The 19,739-nt window shown below is 58.8% G+C and carries 15 protein-coding genes and 1 pseudogene; 13 read left to right on the forward strand and 3 right to left on the reverse strand.

Features of this window, described 5'->3' with window-relative positions; all coding sequences use genetic code 11:
• Positions 1-87: 87 nt before the first annotated feature.
• Positions 88-2,688, reverse strand: coding sequence for an AAA family ATPase (locus AC4CWF_RS27075; RefSeq protein ID WP_491288275.1), 2,601 nt, complete (start codon positions 2,686-2,688; stop codon positions 88-90).
• 125 nt (positions 2,689-2,813) lie between these two features.
• Here AC4CWF_RS27075 and AC4CWF_RS27080 point away from each other — a divergent pair.
• Positions 2,814-3,964, forward strand: a protein-coding gene (locus AC4CWF_RS27080) for an IS3 family transposase (RefSeq protein WP_491282487.1) whose coding sequence is annotated in 2 segments (ribosomal slippage) — positions 2,814-3,081 and positions 3,081-3,964 — 1,152 coding nt in all. Because the reading frame shifts where the segments join, the coding sequence is not laid out codon by codon here.
• A gap of 37 nt (positions 3,965-4,001) precedes the next feature.
• Here AC4CWF_RS27080 and AC4CWF_RS27085 read toward each other — a convergent pair.
• Together AC4CWF_RS27085 and AC4CWF_RS27090 are read right to left on the reverse strand one after the other, a co-directional pair.
• Positions 4,002-4,454 (reverse strand): annotated as a pseudogene (locus AC4CWF_RS27085) (PAS domain-containing protein); the annotation flags it as partial.
• A 120-nt stretch (positions 4,455-4,574) separates the two neighbouring features.
• Entirely contained in the window at positions 4,575-5,600 is a 1,026-nt protein-coding gene (locus tag AC4CWF_RS27090; protein ID WP_491288276.1) for a LacI family DNA-binding transcriptional regulator, read from the reverse strand.
• A gap of 149 nt (positions 5,601-5,749) precedes the next feature.
• On the opposite strand from AC4CWF_RS27090, the gene AC4CWF_RS27095 reads away from it, so the two are divergent.
• From AC4CWF_RS27095 to AC4CWF_RS27150, 12 genes are all read left to right on the forward strand, one after another.
• Positions 5,750-8,074 carry a family 78 glycoside hydrolase catalytic domain gene (locus AC4CWF_RS27095; RefSeq protein ID WP_491288392.1) on the forward strand — a complete coding sequence of 775 codons (2,325 nt, stop codon included), beginning with the start codon at positions 5,750-5,752 and terminating at the stop codon, positions 8,072-8,074.
• Positions 8,075-8,138: 64 nt separating this feature from the next.
• A complete protein-coding gene (locus tag AC4CWF_RS27100; RefSeq protein WP_491288278.1) occupies positions 8,139-9,413 on the forward strand; it encodes an ABC transporter substrate-binding protein in 1,275 nt (424 codons plus the stop codon).
• A 65-nt stretch (positions 9,414-9,478) separates the two neighbouring features.
• Positions 9,479-10,342 (forward strand): carbohydrate ABC transporter permease, encoded by an 864-nt coding sequence (locus AC4CWF_RS27105; RefSeq protein WP_491288280.1) that lies wholly within the window; start codon positions 9,479-9,481, stop codon positions 10,340-10,342.
• Entirely contained in the window at positions 10,339-11,163 is an 825-nt protein-coding gene (locus AC4CWF_RS27110; protein WP_491288282.1) for a carbohydrate ABC transporter permease, read from the forward strand. Before AC4CWF_RS27105 ends, AC4CWF_RS27110 begins: the two co-directional genes overlap by 4 nt.
• A 4-nt stretch (positions 11,164-11,167) precedes the next feature.
• Positions 11,168-12,148, forward strand: coding sequence for an ABC transporter ATP-binding protein (locus AC4CWF_RS27115; protein WP_491288283.1), 981 nt, complete (start codon positions 11,168-11,170; stop codon positions 12,146-12,148).
• 297 nt (positions 12,149-12,445) lie between these two features.
• Positions 12,446-13,246 (forward strand): inositol monophosphatase family protein, encoded by an 801-nt coding sequence (locus AC4CWF_RS27120; protein ID WP_491288394.1) that lies wholly within the window; start codon positions 12,446-12,448, stop codon positions 13,244-13,246.
• Positions 13,247-13,326: 80 nt separating this feature from the next.
• On the forward strand, positions 13,327-14,403 hold the full coding sequence (locus AC4CWF_RS27125) for an ABC transporter ATP-binding protein (RefSeq protein WP_491288286.1): 1,077 nt from the start codon (positions 13,327-13,329) through the stop codon (positions 14,401-14,403).
• A gap of 99 nt (positions 14,404-14,502) precedes the next feature.
• On the forward strand, positions 14,503-15,636 hold the full coding sequence (locus AC4CWF_RS27130) for an ABC transporter substrate-binding protein (RefSeq protein WP_491288288.1): 1,134 nt from the start codon (positions 14,503-14,505) through the stop codon (positions 15,634-15,636).
• Between the two features lie 94 nt (positions 15,637-15,730).
• Positions 15,731-16,552, forward strand: coding sequence for an ABC transporter permease (locus AC4CWF_RS27135; RefSeq protein ID WP_491288290.1), 822 nt, complete (start codon positions 15,731-15,733; stop codon positions 16,550-16,552).
• Positions 16,549-17,364 (forward strand): ABC transporter permease, encoded by an 816-nt coding sequence (locus AC4CWF_RS27140; protein ID WP_491288292.1) that lies wholly within the window; start codon positions 16,549-16,551, stop codon positions 17,362-17,364. The genes AC4CWF_RS27135 and AC4CWF_RS27140 overlap by 4 nt, the downstream gene beginning before the upstream one ends.
• Complete coding sequence (locus AC4CWF_RS27145) at positions 17,364-18,419, forward strand: LacI family DNA-binding transcriptional regulator (protein ID WP_491288294.1); 1,056 nt, start codon at positions 17,364-17,366, stop codon at positions 18,417-18,419. The genes AC4CWF_RS27140 and AC4CWF_RS27145 overlap by 1 nt, the downstream gene beginning before the upstream one ends.
• A 20-nt stretch (positions 18,420-18,439) precedes the next feature.
• Positions 18,440-18,955: a haloacid dehalogenase gene (locus tag AC4CWF_RS27150; RefSeq protein WP_491288296.1), complete on the forward strand. Its 516-nt coding sequence runs from the start codon at positions 18,440-18,442 to the stop codon at positions 18,953-18,955.
• Positions 18,956-19,739 lie beyond the last annotated feature (784 nt).

The following is a 19,739-nucleotide window of genomic DNA, read 5'->3' on the forward strand; positions in this document are numbered from 1 at the left end:
ATTTCTTGGGATTATGAACTCCCGGTCATGATAGTCGCCTGTATTCGCCAGGGCGCAAACAGCTTCGTGCTTTTGACGAATGTAGGCTCAGGCCATAACCTTACCGACAGTCGGCCCGTTGACCAATGCTTTCCGTTTCGAAGCCAGTTCACCACCGCGCTTTTTCAGCTCGTCGAAGTATCCTCGGAGGCTCTTGAGTTCCGCTTTCATGTCGTCAGGACTCGGCACGGCGGGCAGGCGGCCTTTCGACCAATCGTGGCCGGAGAGTTCGGATACCTTGCGCATGCCGAAGGAGACCGTTGTAAAATCCTCTTCCCTAACTTCGACGCTGTTGAGCTTCTGTGTTTGAACCCCGGGCTGGAACCTGCCAATCACGCCGCCGAGCAGCCATTCTTCCACCAGGCGTTCCCAGGTCTCGCGTAGACCAGTGTACATGTCCGTAATCCCCCGCTCGTATGCTTCCGACGTGCGGTCTTTCGACGCCAAGAGTGCCGTCAGTTGGGTATCGAGGTGGGTCAGCCGCTCCTTCGTGCTCTTCGCCTGCCACGGCGACGCACCGTTTCGGATCGTTCCGAAGCCGTGCTCCTCGGTCTTGACGATCCAATGTCGGGCAAGGGGGACCGATGCCTCCATCGCCTGATGCCACAGTTCGTAATAGAAGCTCAACTCGTGCGTAAAGACGATGACCTGGCGCTTCTTCGACTCCCTGACGATCCTCGACACGACCTGACGGACGTGCCGATGGTCGAGCGACGAGACCGGATCGTCGAGGATGATGCCGTCATGGCCGTCTATCGAATTGACCTCCGCGAAGAAGCATGCGAGCGAGAGCGCGCGAAATTCACCTTCGCTCAGAATATTGGAAGTCTTGGCGGTGATCGACTTCGTCAGGTCAGGACCGACATAGCTCACGCCTTTGTCTGTTTTCCCTCTGACGACAACCGGGAGGTAGTCGATTCCAAGCTCCTTGATTTCGGCGACAAGCTGCGTCCTGAAGTCTTCCGTGAGGTGTTTCTCGCAAAGCTCTGTATTCTTGTTGGATATGGCCGTAGAGTGTCTCGATGCTATGCACCCTGACAGCTTGATCAAAGCGATGACCTGTGTCCGCCGGAGAAGGATAAGATCAATGTTGTCGTGCAGCGCCTTGCGCGCCTTAAGGTCCAGTAGGCTCGACTTGAGCTTGCTGATCCTGTCGGGATCGGCTGCGGCTTCCATGTCACCGGAGGCGGACAACTGAAGCCGTTCGTGCCACATCTTCAGCGTCTCTGGAATGCCCTCGGGAAGCGTGGTGTCAGCGATGACCGAGTACGATTTCACGGCCGCGATGGCTGTTACGAGAAGCGTCCCGGCGGCGGCGGCCCATGTCGCGATTGTTTCCACTAACAGCCCATCCTCGCTTCCCTCCGGCCCAAAGGGAGCCAAAGAGGTCCGAATCTGCTGGGGCGTCGACAGCTTGAGGTCGTCTAGCGCCTTCAGCGCTTCTTTGACGACCTTCAGCTTTTCCGCCGCGTCGTTTGCGGCGGCGTTGCTCACGAGCTTGCGAAAGCGGTCAAGCCTGTCGAACGCCGTGCCATTGAGACCTTGCGCGCAAAGTGGGCAGACCTCGCTTTCGCCATGGGTCGGGAGCTCGGCACATCCAAACGTCGTCTTGTAGACCTCCTCGGCGAAGCCGAACATCTGTCGCCAGGGGTTGGAGCCGATCACGGTGGCGAAGGGGTCGTCTTGAAATTCTGCAATCGCTGCCAGAGCCGCCGCCTCCTTAGATGCGTTGTAACTCTGTATCTTCGAGTTCAACTTCCCGATCGCGGCAGCCGATAGTAGTATCTCGGCAGAGCCAACCTCCGTGGAATATCCTGCCAAGATACCAGCGCCGCGGGATTTCTCTCTGGCGCGGGCCGCGGGGTCACTGCGGATTTCCTCCTCGATCCGAGCTTCCTCCAGGTCGTCTTCCTCTGTCCACGAAGCTAGATCACGCAGCGCCGCCTCGGTCGGGACTTGCGTGATTGGGGTTTTCTCCACGAGCTTCGCGACCGCCAGAGCTTGCGGGGTATCTTTAGGGATTTCGGGAAGCGCCGTGGCGACCACCTTGCGTAGCGGGTCGATCTCGGCGGCGAGGCGCGCTATGAGTTCCTCGCAAGCCTTGACCACGCGGGGCAGGACGTCGAGGCCCGCAGGAAGGAATTCGATCTTGTCCTGCCTGTCCGCGTAGAGCGGCGCGAGGCGACTGTCGAACACCGTTATCCTCGATAGCGCCTCCGGTGGTGCGGAACCGCTTTCCCAGTCTTGGTGGGTCGGATCGTCCGTTCCGACCTGAAACTTGACCTTCAGCGCGGGCCTGCCCCTGGTTCCCGTCGCGTAGGCATTTTCGAGCACGATGTCGTCGGTGCGCTCCCTGCGCGCCCGGCATATCTGCTTAAGCAGCTTGCAATACCCGCTCTTGCCACTGCCGTTCTCGCCGTAGACGACGGTGATTCCCTCCATGGCGAACGTCAACGTTTGCCCGGTTGCGAGCTGCATGGCATTGCGGACGTCCCCAACCGAGCCAAGAACAACTGCCGGAGCGTTCGGCGGTCTGTGAAGGACGTGTTCCACGGTCAACGGGAGCGCCTCCGCGGAAGACACGATACCTTCGATCGATCCGGTGATCTTGACCAGCGCTAGGACCTCATCGAGGTCGGCGCTGGTCAAATCCGGCTGGGTGTAGATACGGCGGAAAAGGTCCTGCTCCCAGGATGTGCGTGTCTTGGAAAAGGCCAGAAGTGGACTTGCCTCGGAAAAGTGGAGAGGTTTTCTTGAGTTGAAAGGAAACCGGAATGCCGAAGCAGAAGAATTTTACGAAGGAATTTGAGACCGAAGCGGTGCGGCTGGCGCAGACGAGCGGGCGGACTCAGCGTGAGATCGCACAGGACCTGGGCGTCGGCCTATCGACGCTGGTGCGCTGGATCGGTCGTAGCCGTGATCGGGCGATGGATGCGCCGGCGGTATCCGCTGCCACCGAGGACATGGCGGCCGAGTTGAAACGGTTGCGCAGGGAGAACGAAATCCTTCGGCAGGAACGTGAGATACTGAAGCGTGCCGCGACTTTTTTCGCCAAGGAGGGAAGTCGATGAAGTTCCGTTTCATCGACGAGGCGAAAGATGAATTCCCCGCACACCGCCTCTGCAAAGTTTTGGGCGTCAGCCAGAGTGGCTATTTCGCTTGGAAAGACCGGCCAGCAAGTCGTCGGCAGCGCGAGGACATGGTGATGCTCGCGCATCTGCGCTCGGCCTATGCGCTGTCTCACGAGACCTATGGCAGCCCACGCATGACGCGGGAATTGCAGGACAGTGGCTTTGCCATTGGTCGGAGGCGCACAGCACGGCTGATGCGAGACAATGGCCTGCATGCCCGGCAGAAGCGTCGGTTCAAGCGCACGACCGACAGCCAGCATGCTTTCCCGATTGCACCCAACATCATCGATCAGGACTTCGCCGCAATCGGCCCCAATCAGAAATGGGGTGTTGATATTTCCTACGTATGGACCCGCGAGGGTTGGCTGTATCTTTCCGTCGTCATCGACCTGTTCTCTCGCCGCGTCGTCGGCTGGGCTGTTGGTGACCGGCTGCACCGCGAACTGGCACTCAACGCTCTTCGCAAGGCCATTGTCATGCGGCGTCCAAAGCCTGGCCTGGTCCATCATTCCGATCGTGGCAGTCAATATTGTTCTATCGACTATCAGGCGCTCCTGCGCAGCAAAGGCATTTTGATCTCAATGTCGGGAAAGGGAAATTGCTATGATAATGCCATGGTCGAAACGTTCTTCAAGACGTTGAAATCAGAGCTGATCTGGAGGACGATCTATCAAACCCGAAACCAGGCTGAAAATGCCATTGCCCGCTATATCGATGGCTTCTACAATCCCACCCGTCGGCACTCGGCGCTTAACTACCTAAGCCCCGCACAGTTCGAGAGACTGGCCGCTTGATCTGAAAATGCCTCTCCACTTTTCCGAGGCAAGTCCACTCGCCGTCCGGCGTAAACTCAATTATAGCCTGAGCCCGAGAAAGAGCATCTAGCTTTCCGCTGTCTTCGGCACCCTTCAGTTTATGGGATGTGATATCGGTCGCGAACTTTACGACCTTGTATGGCTTTCCGCCGCGGAGCACGGGGTTGTAGGAAGCCTCGATCCAGACCTCCTTGCCGTCTTTCGCAATACGCTTGTACTGGCGGCTATCGTGCTCACCACGGCACAGCTTTGCCCAGAAGTCTCGGTAGTCAGGCGAGTTCACTTCTGTTGGGTCAACAAAGATCCGGTGGTGTTTGCCAACGATTTCTTGCAACTGATAGCCCAGCGCACGACAGAAATTCTCGTTGGCCGTCAAAATGATGCCATCCAGCTTGAATTCGATGATGGCCTGTGACTTGCTCATTGCTTCAAGTACGGCTTTCGCATCCGCACCGCCAAAACCCAGCATTTCAAAACTCCGTATCTGATGAACCGCGTTCGCTGTTCATCAGCCGCTCGCGACCAAAGGCGATTACTGGCAAGGCAATTCATTCAGCCAGTTGCGTTCACGCACGCTGCCCCGACGAAATCAGGCGCTGCGGCGGAGCAAGACCGTCGGCTGGACCACCACATGCTGCGCCTCTTCACGCCCCTCGATGCGGCTAAGCAGTAACTCGCTGGCGCGGGCACCGAGCGCGTGTGGGTCTTGATTGATACTCGACAAGCTGACGGCCGGCTGTCCTGCGAGCGAACAGTCGTCGTAGCCGATGACGGCAAGGGTGCCGGGGACGTCGACACCCGCCTCGTGACAGGCCGCCAGCAGCGGAATGGCATCGAGATCTGACCAAGCGAAGATCGCCCGCGGTCTGTCTTTCGAAGAGAGCAAGGCCGCCAGCTCGTTCGTCCTTGGTTCGCTCGGATGGGGATGGCGGATGATCCGTGTCTTGTCTTCCAATCCGATCGCAGCCATGGCCGCCTCGTACCCCGCCTCACGCTGCACCGCGACGACAGAACTGGGGCTGTCCGACCGGTCGTAGCTCAGCATGGCGATATCGCTGTAGCCCCGCGATGCCAGAGCCTGGACGGCCATCTGCGCCCCCGCGAAATCGTCCGAATTGACAGTGTCGTACAAGATCGCCTGGGGTTCGTGATGGGCAATGGCGACGATGGGGATCTGTTTTGCATATTGCGCCACCACGCTTCCAGAGATCTGCGGCCCGATCAGGACTAAGCCATCCATCCTGGTGTCGATCATCGACTCGATCATCGATGTCTCAAGCTTGGAGGCCGCGCGGCCGACGCCGACCATCGCTTTATAATTCGCCTCTGCCAGCCCGGCATCGATCCCTTCGAGGAGAACCGGGACGAACGGGTTGGTGAGTTCCACGACAAGGATGCCGACAGTGTAAGTCCGGCCACGCATGGCGCGCGCTGCTGTGGAGGGACGATACTTCAAAAGGTCGATGGCGTTTTCGACCTTGGTCCGCAGGGCATCTGAGACCCCATAGGCATTACGCAGAACCTTGGACACGGCGGCCACCGAAACGCCCGCATGCTCGGCGACATGGCGGATCGTCACGCGATCCGTCGGTAGGCCAAGCTTCTGTTTTTCCATGGATAATCCCGTCTGCGCATGATCCCGATATATACTATATGCAAAAAGTGCTTGCGCGGCAAACGAGTTTGTAGAATGATATACATAGAACGATACACAAAATGAACGGTGCGGCCCGATGGGTATGCATCGGCGGGAGAAGAGACATGATGGACAGGCCCTCTCTGGCAGGCTCGATTATGGTATCCGGTAGTCAGCCGTTTGCGCGAGCTGAGATGATTGCGCCCGAGATTGACAAGGGGCAGGGGACGGACGGCACCTTCGTGCAGACGTCCTGGCAGGTGGATAGCCTCCCCTCGACGTCAACTTTGAGGATTTCTGCGCTCGGTCTCTACCGCGCCTTCATCAATGGTAAGCGCGTCGGTGAGGATCTCCTAACGCCAGGCTGGACCTGCTACGACGACCGGATCGCCTATCAGATCTACGAGGTGTCCGAGCTTCTTCAGGTCGGCGAAAACAGGATCGAGATCTGGCTTGGCGACGGCTGGTATCGCAGCCAGTTGCTTTGGGCCTCCAACCCGATCTTCAATTGCTGGGGTGACCGCGTTGCGGCCATCGCCGAAATCGAGGCGGACGGTGCAGCACTGCTGGTCACCGATTCGAGCTGGAAGAGCGGTTTCTCCCGGGTGACGCGCAACGGTATCTATTTCGGCGAAGATTACGATGCTCGCATACAGCCTCGCGCCGAAGCTGGCATAGACCTGCTCGATTTCGACAAAGGCCTGCTCGTGCCGCACGAGGCGGACGCGGTGAAGGAGCTCGCACCGCGCGTGCCGATCGATCAGTGGCAGGATGCAGAAGGCAGAAGTCTCTATGATTTCGGTCAGAATGCCGGCGCGTACATTCGGCTCCGCGTCAGCGGAAAGCCGGGCGCGTCGGTCCGCGTCGAGCACTCCGAGATCCTCGGACCGGACAAGGCTTTCGACAACCGAAACTATCGCAGCGCTCGCGCCGAGCTGCGTTACATCCTGTCCGACGAAGGCGAGGAAACCTATGCCCCGCTCTTTACCTTCATGGGCTTTCGCTATGCCCGGGTAACACTCAAAGGAGACGTCAGCCTCCTTTCCATCGAGATGGTGCCGATCAGCTCGGTACCGGTCGCCACCGGTGGCATCACCACAGGCGTTGCCGCGGTCAATCGGCTCGTCGAAAACACCATCTGGTCGCAGCGATCGAACTTCATCGAGATCCCCACGGACTGCCCGCAGCGCGATGAACGCCTCGGCTGGACGGGAGACGCACAGGTCTTCGCAGGCACCGCCTGCTGGCTCGCGGACAGCGAACGTTTCCTGATCAAATATCTTCGCGACGTCATGCATGACCAGCGGAGGAATGGTGCGGTTCCGCACTTCTCGCCCGATCCGACGCGGCTGCATCCGATCGATGCGCGCGGCGACTGGGCAGGCTCGACCGGTTGGGGCGATGCGATCGTCATCATCCCCTGGCAGCTCTACCTGCATTACGGCAGCCGGGAGGTTCTGGCGGAGTGCTTCCCGGCCATGATCAAATGGCTCGACTATCTCTGGGGCATTTCCAACGGCCCGATCATCCGCCCACCGGCCGAGTGGGGCGATCACGGCTTCACCTTTGGCGACTGGCTTCAGCCCGTCGGCGATAACCGTAAGCCGCGACAGACCGTCGCTGACGATTGTGCCGCCACTCTCTACCATTTCATCTCGACACAGATCGCCGCCCGTATCGCTCGCATCCTCGGTCGTGACGACGAGGCACGCCGCCTGGACGAGCGTGTGAAGGAAATCCGCGCCGCCTTCCGTACAGAGTTCTTTTCGCCCTCCGGTCGGATCGCGCATAACGACCAGACGTCCTGGGCGCTGGCGTTCCTGCATGGTCTCGTCCCCGATGACTACAAGGAGGCGGGCAAGGCCTATTTCCGCCGGGTGGTTGAGGAAACCGATGGCGTCATCGGTACAGGATTTATCGGCACACCCGCGCTGCTTCCGGCGCTCACTCGTCTCGGCATGCTCGAACTCGCCGAGAAAGTGTTCCTCAATCGCAAAGTGCCGGGCTGGCTCTATCAGGTGGAACGAGGTGCTACCTCCATTTGGGAACGCTGGGACGCGGTGGCCGAGGACGGCTCGATCTACGATCCGGATATGAACAGCTACAACCATTATGCCTATGGCGCCGTTTGCCAGTGGCTGTTTGAAGATGTCGCCGGCTTGAAGCTGACGCCAGAAGGTGCAGGTTTTTCAAACCTTGAGCTGGACCCGGCAATTTTGCCGGCGCTGTCGCCCGTCAAGGCTTGGCACGATGTGAGGCAAGGCAGGATCGAAGCCGAGTGGAGCCTGGTGGGAGATCAGGTGACCTATCGCGTCGTGCTTCCGCAAGGGGTCGCCGCGTCGCTGAAGGCAGCGAGCATCCGCAGCAACGTCTCGGTCAATGGACAGTCCGTCGAAAGCCAGATGGATATCGACCTCAAGGCGGGAGAGCACATCATTACGTTCAGCATCTGATGCGGCCGCGGGCGCTGCCCGGGGCCCGTGAATGATCAAGTGGTCAATAGAGGAGGAAACGACCATGAGAATGACTGCAAGAACAATCCTGGCCGCATCGCTTGCCGGTCTTCTGGCGAGTGCCGCCCATGCCGACGTAACGCTCTCCATCCTGGCGGATACCAATCCTGAAACGGTGAGTTTTCTGGATGTTTTGACCAAGGCCTACAGCGAGAAGCGGCCTGACATCAGTTTCGACATCGAGAACCGCGCAGGGGGGGCTGAAGGGGACAATATCGTCAAGACGCGACTTGCAACCGGCGAGATGGCTGACATCTTCCAGTACAACACCGGTTCGCTGTTTAAGGCGCTGAAGCCGGAGAATACGCTGGCCGATCTCTCCGGTCTGCCGAACGCAGGCAATATCTCCGAGAACTTCAAGCCGGTCGTCAGCGCCGCGGATGGCAGCGTGCGCGGCGTTCCCTTCGGCCCCGCAATGGGCGGCGGCATCTTCTACAACAGGAAGATCTACGCAGAACTCGGGCTAGAAGTGCCAAAGACCTGGGCCGATTTCATCGCCAACAGCGAGAAGGCAAAGGCGGCCGGTAAAGTCGGCATCGCTCAGACCTACGGCGACACCTGGACATCCCAGCTCTTCGTGCTGGCCGACTACTACAACGTCAACGCGGCAGCCCCGAATTTTGCCAAGGACTTCACCGAGAACAAGGCAAAATTCGCAACGACACCCGCGGCTGCCAAGGGTTTCGAACGCCTCGAGCAGACCGGGAAGGCCGGATTGTTCAACGCCGATTTCGGTGCTGCCAAGTTCGATGACGGCATGCGTATGGTGGCGACAGGGGAGGCGGCCCATTATCCGATGCTGACCTTCGGTATCGGCAACGTCGCACAAAACTATCCGGACAATCTGGCTGATCTGGGTTTCTTCGCCCAGCCGGGCGATGATGCCGCAAAGAATGGCCTGACTGTCTGGATGCCATCTGCGCTTTACAGTCCGTCCAGTGCAGAGAACGGCGAAGAAGCCAAGAAATTCCTCGATTGGGTTGCCTCCAAGGAAGCCTGCGAACTGATGGCGAAGGCTGTTCCCTCGGGGCCCTATCTGATCAAGGACTGCCAGCTTCCCGCCGATGTGCCGCAGGCCGTCAAGGACATGCTGCCCTACTTCGAAGCCGAGGGTGGCACTGCGCCTGCGCTCGAATTCCTGTCACCGGTCAAAGGCCCGGCGCTCGAGCAGATTACGGTAGAAGTCGGCTCCGGCATCCGTCCGGCTGCCGAAGCTGTTGCACTCTACGACCGGGATGTCGAAAAGCAGGCCAAGCAACTCGGCCTGCCGAACTGGTAACCTCCCGCCAGTCGAGCCCCGTCCGGTCTCCCAGATCCGGGCGGGATCTGCATCGGAGAAGAGACATGGTTACGCAGAAATCCCCCTATCCCTATTGGTTCGTGCTGCCGGCTGCCATCGTGTTTTCGGTGCTGTTCCTAGCACCGACATTCGCGTCCTTCTGGTTCAGTCTGACGCGGTGGGACCTGTTCTCGGCTGTGTTCATCGGCTTCGAGAACTACCGGCAATTCCTGCGGGAGCCTTTCCTGATCCAGGGCACAGTCAACACGCTGATCTATGCGATCGCAACGTCGGCCACCAAGTCCGTCCTTGGCTTGCTGCTCGCCGTGCTTTTGACATCGGGAATATGGGCTCAAGGGTTTCTGAGAACCATCGTCTTCTTTCCCGTCCTCGTGTCGACCATCGGAATTGGGATCACCTTCGCGGTGCTGATGCATCCGACGAACGGCATGATCAATGTGGCGCTGAGTGCCATCGGACTTCCAGGTCCAGGCTGGCTGACCGATCCGTCGCTGGCGCTCTACTCGGTCATCCTTGTCGATCTCTGGAAAGGGGTCGGCCTTGCGACGCTGATCTATATTGCCGGTCTCGCAACGATCAGCCAGGATTACTATGAGGCTGCACGGATCGACGGTGCCACCCGCACACAGATGTTCTTTCGCGTTACGGTGCCCCTGGTGCGTCCGGCAACCGTCACCGTGGTGACGCTCTCTCTCATCGGCGGCCTTCGCAGCTTCGATCTGATCTGGGCCATGACCCGGGGCGGCCCGGGCTTTTCCTCGGATGTGCTCGCAAGCGTCATCTACAAGCAATACCAGGCTGGCTTCTATGGTCTCTCAACGGCTGGTAACGTCATCCTCTTCCTTTTGATTGCGCTGATCATCCTGCCGCTCACAGCGTGGTTTAATCGCCGGGAGGTGGATCTATGACCCGTCGTCAGCTCTCCACGGGGATCGTCTCGCTCGCCCTTGCGTCCATCATCTTCATCCTGCCCTTCGTCTTTATTTTCCTGACGGCAGCAAAAAACCGCCAGGACGCCTCACGCCTGACGTTCACTTGGCCTGTTGAATGGCATTTGTGGGAAAACTTCCTGCAGGTTCTGCAGACCCGCAACTATCTGCTGCTGCTCGCCTATTTCAACTCGACCGTCATCACGGTCTTTGCGGTGACACTGCTCGTGCTCTTTGGCGCCATGGTCGGTTATGTCCTGCAGCGACGTCCCTCGCGCTGGAACAAGGTGATCTACGGCTTTGTGCTCGCGGGCCTGATGATACCGCCTGCAGTCGTGCCGACAATCTGGGTGCTGCAGTCCATCGGTCTCTTCAAGACGATCACCGGCATGATCTTCATCCAGGTTGCCTATGGGCTGGCTTTCTCCGTGCTCCTGTTCCGCAGCTTTATAGCGACCATCCCCCGCGACCTCGATGAGGCGGCGCTGATCGACGGGGCAACGCCCTTGCAGATCTTCTTCCGGGTGATCCTGCCGCTGCTGAAACCTGTCACGGTGACGGTGATCGTCGTCCAATCAATCACCATCTTCAACGACTTTACCAACCCGCTCTACTACCTGCCGGGCCGGGAAAACGTGACGGTGCAGCTCACGCTCTATAACTTCCAGGGCCAGTTCCAGACGCAGTTCAATCTGCTCTTCATGAACATCCTGCTGGTCACCATCCCGCCGCTTATCGTCTACATCTTCTTCAACCGCCAGATCGTGGCCGGCATGACCGCCGGTGCCGTCAAAGGATAGTCGCATGACCAGTGTCGTTCTCAAGGACATCCGCAAGAGCTTCGGCAGCCTCGAGGTCATCAAGGGCATTGATCTGACGGTGGAGAAGGGCGAGTTCTGCGTTTTCGTCGGTCCGTCCGGCTGCGGCAAGTCCACGCTGCTCCGGATGATTTCGGGGCTGGAAACGTCGAGTTCGGGCCAGATCGTGATCGACGGCGAGGACGTGACCCATGCCGAGCCGTCGAAGCGCGGGATTGCGATGGTTTTCCAGTCCTATGCGCTGTATCCGCATCTGACGGTGCGCGAGAACATCGGCTTCGGCCTGTCACTTGCCGGGCGACCTAAGGGCGAGATCGCCGAGAAAGTTGATAAGACAGCGGAAAGCCTGCAGCTCACCCATCTCCTCGACCGTAAGCCGAAGGCTCTGTCAGGGGGGCAGCGCCAGCGCGTCGCGATCGGGCGTGCGATCATCCGCAATCCCAAGGTTTTCCTGTTCGACGAGCCGCTCTCCAACCTCGATGCAGCGCTTCGCTCACAGATGCGCATGGAACTGACCGACCTGCACGCCAAACTCGGCGCCACCATGATCTACGTCACCCACGACCAGGTAGAGGCGATGACCATGGCCGACAAGATCGTGGTCCTGAATGCTGGACACATCGAACAAGTCGGCTCCCCGATGGATCTCTACAATAATCCGGTCAGCCCCTTCGTCGCTGGCTTTATCGGATCGCCGAAAATGAACCTCTACGATGGCGAGATTGCCGCCGCAGAGGGTTGCGCCACCTACGGCATCCGCCCCGAGCATCTTGCGCTGTCAAAGAGCGAGGGCAAATGGCAGGGTCAGGTGCGCCATATCGAGCGGCTTGGCGCAGACACCGTCGTCTACCTCGACCACCCTACGCTGAAGCAGATCGTCGCCCGCGTGCCCGGTGATTTTGAGATCGCCTTGGGATCTGTGGTCTACGCCACGCCGCTAAGCGGCAAGGAACACCGGTTTCCTTAGCCGATGGTGTGTATGGCATCGTGCTGTTGAGTTTCAGCAGGATTTAACCCGCTTTTCCATTTCGCGTTGTCCCACCAGATCCGGTGTAGTCGATTGTCCGGCAACAATTTTATCTGGAGTAAGTGGATCGCCGCATAATGGAAAATGGATCAAACTGACGCGAAAACCGACAGCCTGATATCTGCAGCCAACGGATCGGTGCAACAACGTCACTTCCGTGTCGTGACGCCAAAACCTTCTTCTGAAGCGGTTTACAAGAATGCACGGCTGTGCAAATATTATACATCGCATTTCTGGATGACGCGGATGCTCAACGACAAGGTGGATTTCTGCAGGCAAATCATCATTCGTGCGGGCGAACTCGTGATGCATGGCTTTGGGCAGGTCCGAACTGTGCAGATGAAGGGCCGCCAAGACTATCTGACCGAGTTTGACGGGCGCTGCGAAGCGTTCCTGCGCCAAGCCATTGCCGAAGCCTATCCGGATGATGGTTTCTTTGGCGAGGAGGGTGGCGGCGACGACGCGGCCACACTCTGGGTCGTCGATCCGATCGATGGCACGGCCAATTTTGCCCGCAACATCCCGCATTTCTGCATCGCAATCGCCTATGTCGAAAAAGGGCGCGCCGAATTCGGCGCGATCTACAATCCGGTGCTGCGTGAACTTCACTTTGCCCGGCGCGGCCTCGGCGCAACACTGAATGGGCGGCCGATTCAGGTCTCCAGCGTCGCTGCGGCGGAGGCTGCAACGGTGGAGCTTGGATGGTCTTCACGCATTGAAAAGCATGACTATCTTGGCGTGATGGATGGTTTGCTTGAGTTCGGCTTTAACGTTCGCCGAGCAGGCTCCGGCGCATTGGGACTGGCTTACGTGGCGGACGGACGCAATGAAGCTTACGTCGAGCGCCACATGAATTCCTGGGATTGCATGGCTGGATTGCTGATGGTCGAAGAGGCAGGCGGGAGGGTCTGCTCATTCGAAGGTCGCGAAAAGATCCTGCACGGTGGTCCTGTGCTGGCATGCGTTCCGGACCTTGCCGAACCGATCAGCGATATTATGCGCATACCACTTAACGCGTCTCGGGAGGAGACGCGTTGAGGCACCTTTTGCCATCTCAGGGCAAGGTGTCATAAAATCGTTGCACAGCTGTGCAATGTTCATTGGTATTGGAGGGACCGATGGAAGGCTACCTGAATATATCGCACGCCCGCGTGCGCTACGGTGACAATGAGATCCTGAAGGGGATCGATCTGTCCGTGCGCAAGGGCGAGTTCGTCGCTCTGCTCGGCTCGTCCGGCTGTGGCAAAACAACCTTGTTGCGAACCGTTGCGGGTTTCAACACGCCCACTGAGGGCACAATTTCCATTGGCGGCCGCGATGTTACGCGCCAGCCGCCAGACAAGCGTGGCATGGCGCTGGTGTTTCAGTCCTATGCGCTCTGGCCGCATATGACGGTCGATCAGAATATCGGTTATGGTCTCAAGTTGCGTCGCGTTGAGTCAAAAGCAGCTCGCCAGCGCATCGACGAGATGAAGGCGCTCCTCGGACTGCAAGCGTTGGGCAACCGCAAACCGGCCGAACTTTCCGGCGGCCAGCGCCAGCGCGTTGCACTTGGCCGTGCGCTCGCGATCAATCCGGACATCCTGCTGCTCGATGAGCCGCTCTCCAACCTCGACGCGCGCATCCGTCTCACTGTTCGTCACGAAATCAGCGCATTGCAGCGCCGGCTGGGCATCACCGCCGTGCACGTGACCCACGATCGTGAGGAAGCCATGGTCATGGCCGATCGCATCGTCATCATGAATGGTGGCGAGATCGCTCAGGCCGGCACTCCGCAGGAGGTCTACAACCAGCCGAACTCGGACTTTGTGGCGGCTTTCATGGGTGCCGAAAACATCGTCGAGATCAACGTCGAGGTTTCCGGCAACAGCATTGGCATCTCCGAAGGCCGGAACAACCGCAAAGCCGTGATCAACCGCGGCGATCGACGGCTTGCGTCGGGGCCTGCGATTGCCCGTTTTCGGAGCGAAACGTTGCGGATGACCGCGGCGGATGCTGCGTCCGGCTCGGAGCGGGATGGTCTTGTTCTGACCGGTACCGTTGCGCAGGTCAGCTATCCCGGCGGGCTCTGGCGCCATGTCGTCCATCTCGGTGAAACCAGCCTGATTGTGGATGCCGCTACGCGCTTCGAAGAGGGGGGGGCCGTCGAAATCACGGTGCCCGAACCGGCGCTCTATATCTTCCAGCACCCTTAATCGCGTGGCCCTGGGAGCCTTTGAGGGCTCCTGCAACACCATTTCCCTGCCTCGCATACGCTTCAACTGTCTGTAATCACCTCGAAAAGGACTGATGAGATGAAAACCCTTGCCTATTCCCTGCTCGCCCTCGGGCTGACAACCTCGCCGCTCATGGCTGAAGATCTGACCGTCATGACGGCGGGTGACCAGAACATGGTCGACTACATCAACGACTATCTGGGTCCGCTGTTTGAACAGCAGAACCCCGGCGTCAAGGTTCGCGCCGTTGGCACAGGCCCCGGTGATGCCGGATCGCAAAAAATCCTGGAGCGTTTTGACGCGCAGGCTGGCGCCAACGTTGCAACCTGGGATGCCGACGTTGCCGTGGTGCATGAAAAGTTCGTCGGTCCGATGGTCGAGAAAAAGTATCTTGCAAAGTACCGCGACCAGATCGAGAGCGGCAAGCTGGTGACGCGCGAGAATGCCAAGATGGCGCTCGGCACGAATGTCGATGGCTATGTCATGCCGATGTTCAACAGCCAGACGGCCCTTGCCTACAACCCGGCGCTGGTTGCAACGCCGCCGAAGAGCTACGAGGAGCTTGTTGCCTGGGCCAAGGAACACCCCAAGCAGTTCGGCTATAACGGCATCAAGGGCGGCGCCTCCGGCGTCAGCTTCGTCATGGGCTGGATCTACGCCTTTGCAGGTGACGGCGAGAAGCTGCAGCAGGGGCCATTCGAGGCAAGTGAAGCCGAAAAGTGGGGACCGGCCTTCGCCAAGCTAAAGGACTTCACCACGAATGCCACGTTGACGCCCGGCAATGCCGGGACGCTGGATATGCTGAGCCGCGGCGAAATCGCCATCGGCCCGGTCTGGGTTGACATGTTCTATAGCTGGAAGGCCACCGGCAAGCTGCCGCCGGACATGAAGCTGGTTCTTCCCGCCCCCGGCATGCCCGGCCAGCCGATGCATTACACGATTCCTGAAAAGGCGCCGCACAAGGAACTGGCTGAAAAGTTCGTCAACCTGGCCACCAGCCCGGAAGTCCAGGCCAAGGGCATTGTCGAGCGCTTCAACTGGTACCCAGGCATTGACGCGCAACACGTTCAGGCCAAGCTCGACAAGGCAACCTGGGAAAAGCTGTTTACCGATATCGGCCCGGCCGACCTCGCCAAGAACGGCAAGGCCTTCCCGATTGCACCTTACAACAAGGCGATCCTCGAAGCGTACGAGCGCCAGGTCGGCAACTGATCGAATACCTGCCGGGCGACGTGAAAATCGCCGCCCGGCAATCTTGCTGCCAGAAATGGCAAAACCTGATCGAAACATAAATTCGGTGAAACCCATGCCGATCCCGCTTCTCGGACTTTTGCTGGTCATGCCAGCGCTGGTCATCGTGCTGCTTCTCTTCATCGTGCCTCTGGTGAGCTCCATCACCGGGGCTTTTTCGGTGGACGGCATGTTCGGCTTTGCCAATTTTCAAAAGGCATTCGAACTCTACAGTAGCGATATTGCCTTCACGATTGTGATCGTCAGCCTGTCTGCGGTGTTGATCGGGCTTCTGTCCATCTCGATTGGCGGATATCTGACCCTTGGCTCCAACCCACGCGCCGTGGCGATCCTGCGTTGGCTCTACCGCTGGCCACTTTTCGTGCCGTTCATCGTCGTCGGTCAGATTCTGAGAACCTTTCTTGCCAAGAACGGCTTGATGAACAGCCTTCTCATGCAGGCAGATATTCTGACACCCATGCAGACAACCAGCTTTCTCGATTGGCGTGGCATTGTGATTGCATTCGTCTGGAAGCAGACGCCCTTTGTGACCTTGCTACTGGCTGGCGCGATGGCCTCGCTTGACCGCTCGATGATCGAGTCCGCGCGCAATCTGGGCGCAAGCCGGTTGCGCATCCTCATCGAAATCATCCTGCCACAGGTGCTTCCCACCCTGCTCGTGGGTCTCATCCTTAGCTTTGTCACCATGATGTCGGTTCTCTCCGTGCCGCTGATGATCAACGCGCAATCACCGACCATGATCACCGCCAGCATGGCCTTCCGCATTAACGCCTATGGAGATTACGGCGTCGCCAATGCACTTGGCGTCATCTCGCTCTTGACGACCAGCCTTGTGGGATGGGTCTACCTACGCCAGACGATTAGGGAACATCGATGAATAAGACCATGATTGACCTCAAGTGGGTACCCCGGGCCCTTGGCCTCGGGCTTCTTGCCTTCGCGATCTTCGGCCCATTGACCAATCTCGTGCTCTGGGCCGTTGCGGAGAAATGGTATTTCCCCCATGCGCTACCTCTGCAATACGGCTTTTCCTATTGGGTCAGCGTCTTTTCCCCGCGCGGCAATGCCACGACGTCGCTGACCATGAGCGTGATCATTGCTTGCCTCACCGTCATCTTCTCGATTGGCCTTGCTATCCCCGCGGGCTATGCGCTGGCGCGGCTGAAACTGCCGTTCCGTGGTGCCATCCTGCTTGTCCTTCTGATCCCGCAGGCGTTTCCGAACCTGCCGGTCTATGTGAATATCGCGCGTCTTTTCTATCAGCTGGGGCTGAACGGCACTGTCGTCGGCGTCGTCCTCGTCCATGTCACGCATGGCCTCGTCTATGCGGTATGGATCGCTACGGCGGCTTTTTCTGCTATTGACCGCGAGCTTGAGGAAGCGGCACGCTCCATGGGTGCCTCGGCGTTCAAAACCTTCTGCGATATCACGCTGCCGATCGCAGCCCCTGGCCTGCTGGCAAGCGCCATCTTCGTCTTTCTGGAATCGCTCGACGAATTTACCGGCACCTATTTCGTCGGTGCACCCGATATTTCCACCCTGCCGCTGCTGCTCTACACCGCAGGCTCGGGTGGAAATTACCAGATCGCCTCAATCACCGCGCTCATCCTGCTGGTTCCGTCCATCGCCTTCATGATCGTCATCGAACGTTTTCTCAAGGCGGATGTGCTTTCCAAGGTGGGACGCTGATGCGGGAGAAAGAAGATACGGAAATCTCAGGCCTGCCACGCTATATCAGCGCCCATGAAGTGGCCGAGCGCGCTGGCGTCTCCCGTTCCGCTGTCTCGCGCACCTTCACCAACGGCGCCAGCGTATCTGTGGCAACGCGCGCGAAAGTCATGCGCGCCGCTGAGGAATTGGGTTATCAGGTCAACGATCTGGCGCGCGGGCTTCTCGCCAACCGCAGCCAGTTGGTCGGCATGATCGCCTCCGATACCGAAACGCCCTTCCGCTCACTGCAGATCTCGACGCTCTCCCGTCTGCTCATTGAAAGCGGTCGCGTGCCGGTTCTCATTACCACAGATAGCACTGCGAGCGGGCAGGCGTCTCACGCCAATCTGCTGCGCTATCGGGCCCAGGCCACGGTGGTTCTATCGGGGATGCCATCGCGCGCCTTCATCGAGCTTGCCCAGCGCAACGGTCAGCCGCTCATTGCCATCGGCCGAAATGAAGAAGGTCCTGACCACATCCGCGTCAACAACAAGCTGGCCGCCGCCACGGCCGTGCAGGCCTTTGCGGCGCGAGGAATGCAGCGCGTTGGCATGGTCACCTCGGCCGTGGGCAGCCCCAACCTCCTGGAGCGCGAGCAGGCCTATGTCGAAGCCGCCCGCACAGCAGGGCTAGACGTCTTCGTGGAGCGGGCCGAGCGCACGGATTACGAGGGTGGCAGTCTGGCCGCCTCGCTGTTGCTCTCTCCCGCACGACGCGTCGAAGGCGTGTTCTGTGTTAACGACCTGATGGCGCTCGGGCTCATGGATTATGCCCGCAACATGCTGGGTTTGCGGTTCCCCGAAGATCTCTCGGTCATCGGTTTCGACGACATCCCTGAGGCCAGCTGGGGCGCCTACAGGCTGACGACCTTCCAGCAAAGTGCCGAAAAACAGGCCCGCGAAATCCTGCGCATTCTCGATCAGCGGCTGGCAAATCCCTCCGCTCCGCCAATCGTTACGCAGCTGGATGTGCCGCTTATCATGCGTGACACGGTGCGGTCGATGAAGGTGGACCGGACATCGCTCGCCCAGTGAAGGACGAAGGACATCAAAACATGAGCGATTGGCATTCCATTTGGCTGCAACCCGCAGCCTCCGATCTTGAACGCCTTCAGGCAACCGTCAACCGCCTCGCCGACCAGCTCGGTACGCCGCGCTTCATGCCGCATCTGACGTTGGTCGAGGACATGCAAAGAACAGCCCAAGATCTTGCCGGTGTTGTCGATGGGAATTTTGCCGGGGAGATCGCCTTCTCGGCTCCCGTCACCATCATCCACGGACTGCCGCAGTTCTTCCGCTCACTCTATGCCGGCTTCGAACCGGCCGGTCGGCTCAAGCATCTTAAAACCCGTGCGGTCGAGGCTTTCGGTACTGGCTCTGTTGATACGTTCATGCCGCATATCTCGCTCGCTTATGGCGTGACGGCCGAGCAGCGAGCGAGCGTACTTGCCGCCCTCAAACAGGAATTTTCAGGTGAAACCATCCGCTTTGACGCCATCTCCGTCATCAGTTCGGCACAATCCGTGCCGATTGAGAACTGGAAGATCGTTCACACGCTGAGGCTCGACTAGCATTACAGCTGCAGTATTCGCGAAGCGGTTCAGCTCCAAGCTCTACAGCAGATACCGACACCTGAGCAGAGGCTCGTGCTCCACAGGATCTATACCCGCAATGTGAAAGAATTTTCGTCGATCTACCCCTTCGTGTTTGCGTTGGAGAACGCTCTGCGTTCGATGCTTGCCGACTACATGGCAATGCGCGGCAGCTTGGCTACCGTTTCCAATGATCGGGTTGTTAGGACCGTGAATCGCTTGCTGGATCCAGTTGCAATGGCCAGCAGTTGTGAAGGCATGCGGTTCAGATAATATTTTATAGGAATTCGTGGATCCGTCTCGCTTTGCCAACCGAGTAAGCGGCATAAGTCGAAAGGTTCCATAAATATGACTATGCGCTTTCCATTAAGCTATTGAAATAGTGCATTTAAATCCGTATCTCTATCGTTCGGATTTTGTGGTGTTTTGCTTCTATCGCCATCGGTCACGAGAGATCGATGATCCGCGTGCTCACAAGACGGCTCCCACATCGCCGGGCAATTAGGCGGCGATGGCAGGCTGATGTCAGGCTTCTCGCAATTTCGGATCCAGCCGGATCCTACTACGAAGCACAGCGCCGTCCGTTCCATAGCCGGTCCACTGGTGATCTCGGCGAGTTCTGTCACTGATCGAAAGTCGCCAGCGAGATAGCCCTGATGGAGCCACGCGCTGAGATGGACTTTGCTGTTCTCAAAGCCTTGTCCGATCAGGAGAAAGCCGGCCGTCTTTGACTGGTGGGCTGGTCAGAAAGATGCTCGGCAAC

This window comes from Neorhizobium sp. PAMB6630, assembly GCF_058242775.1.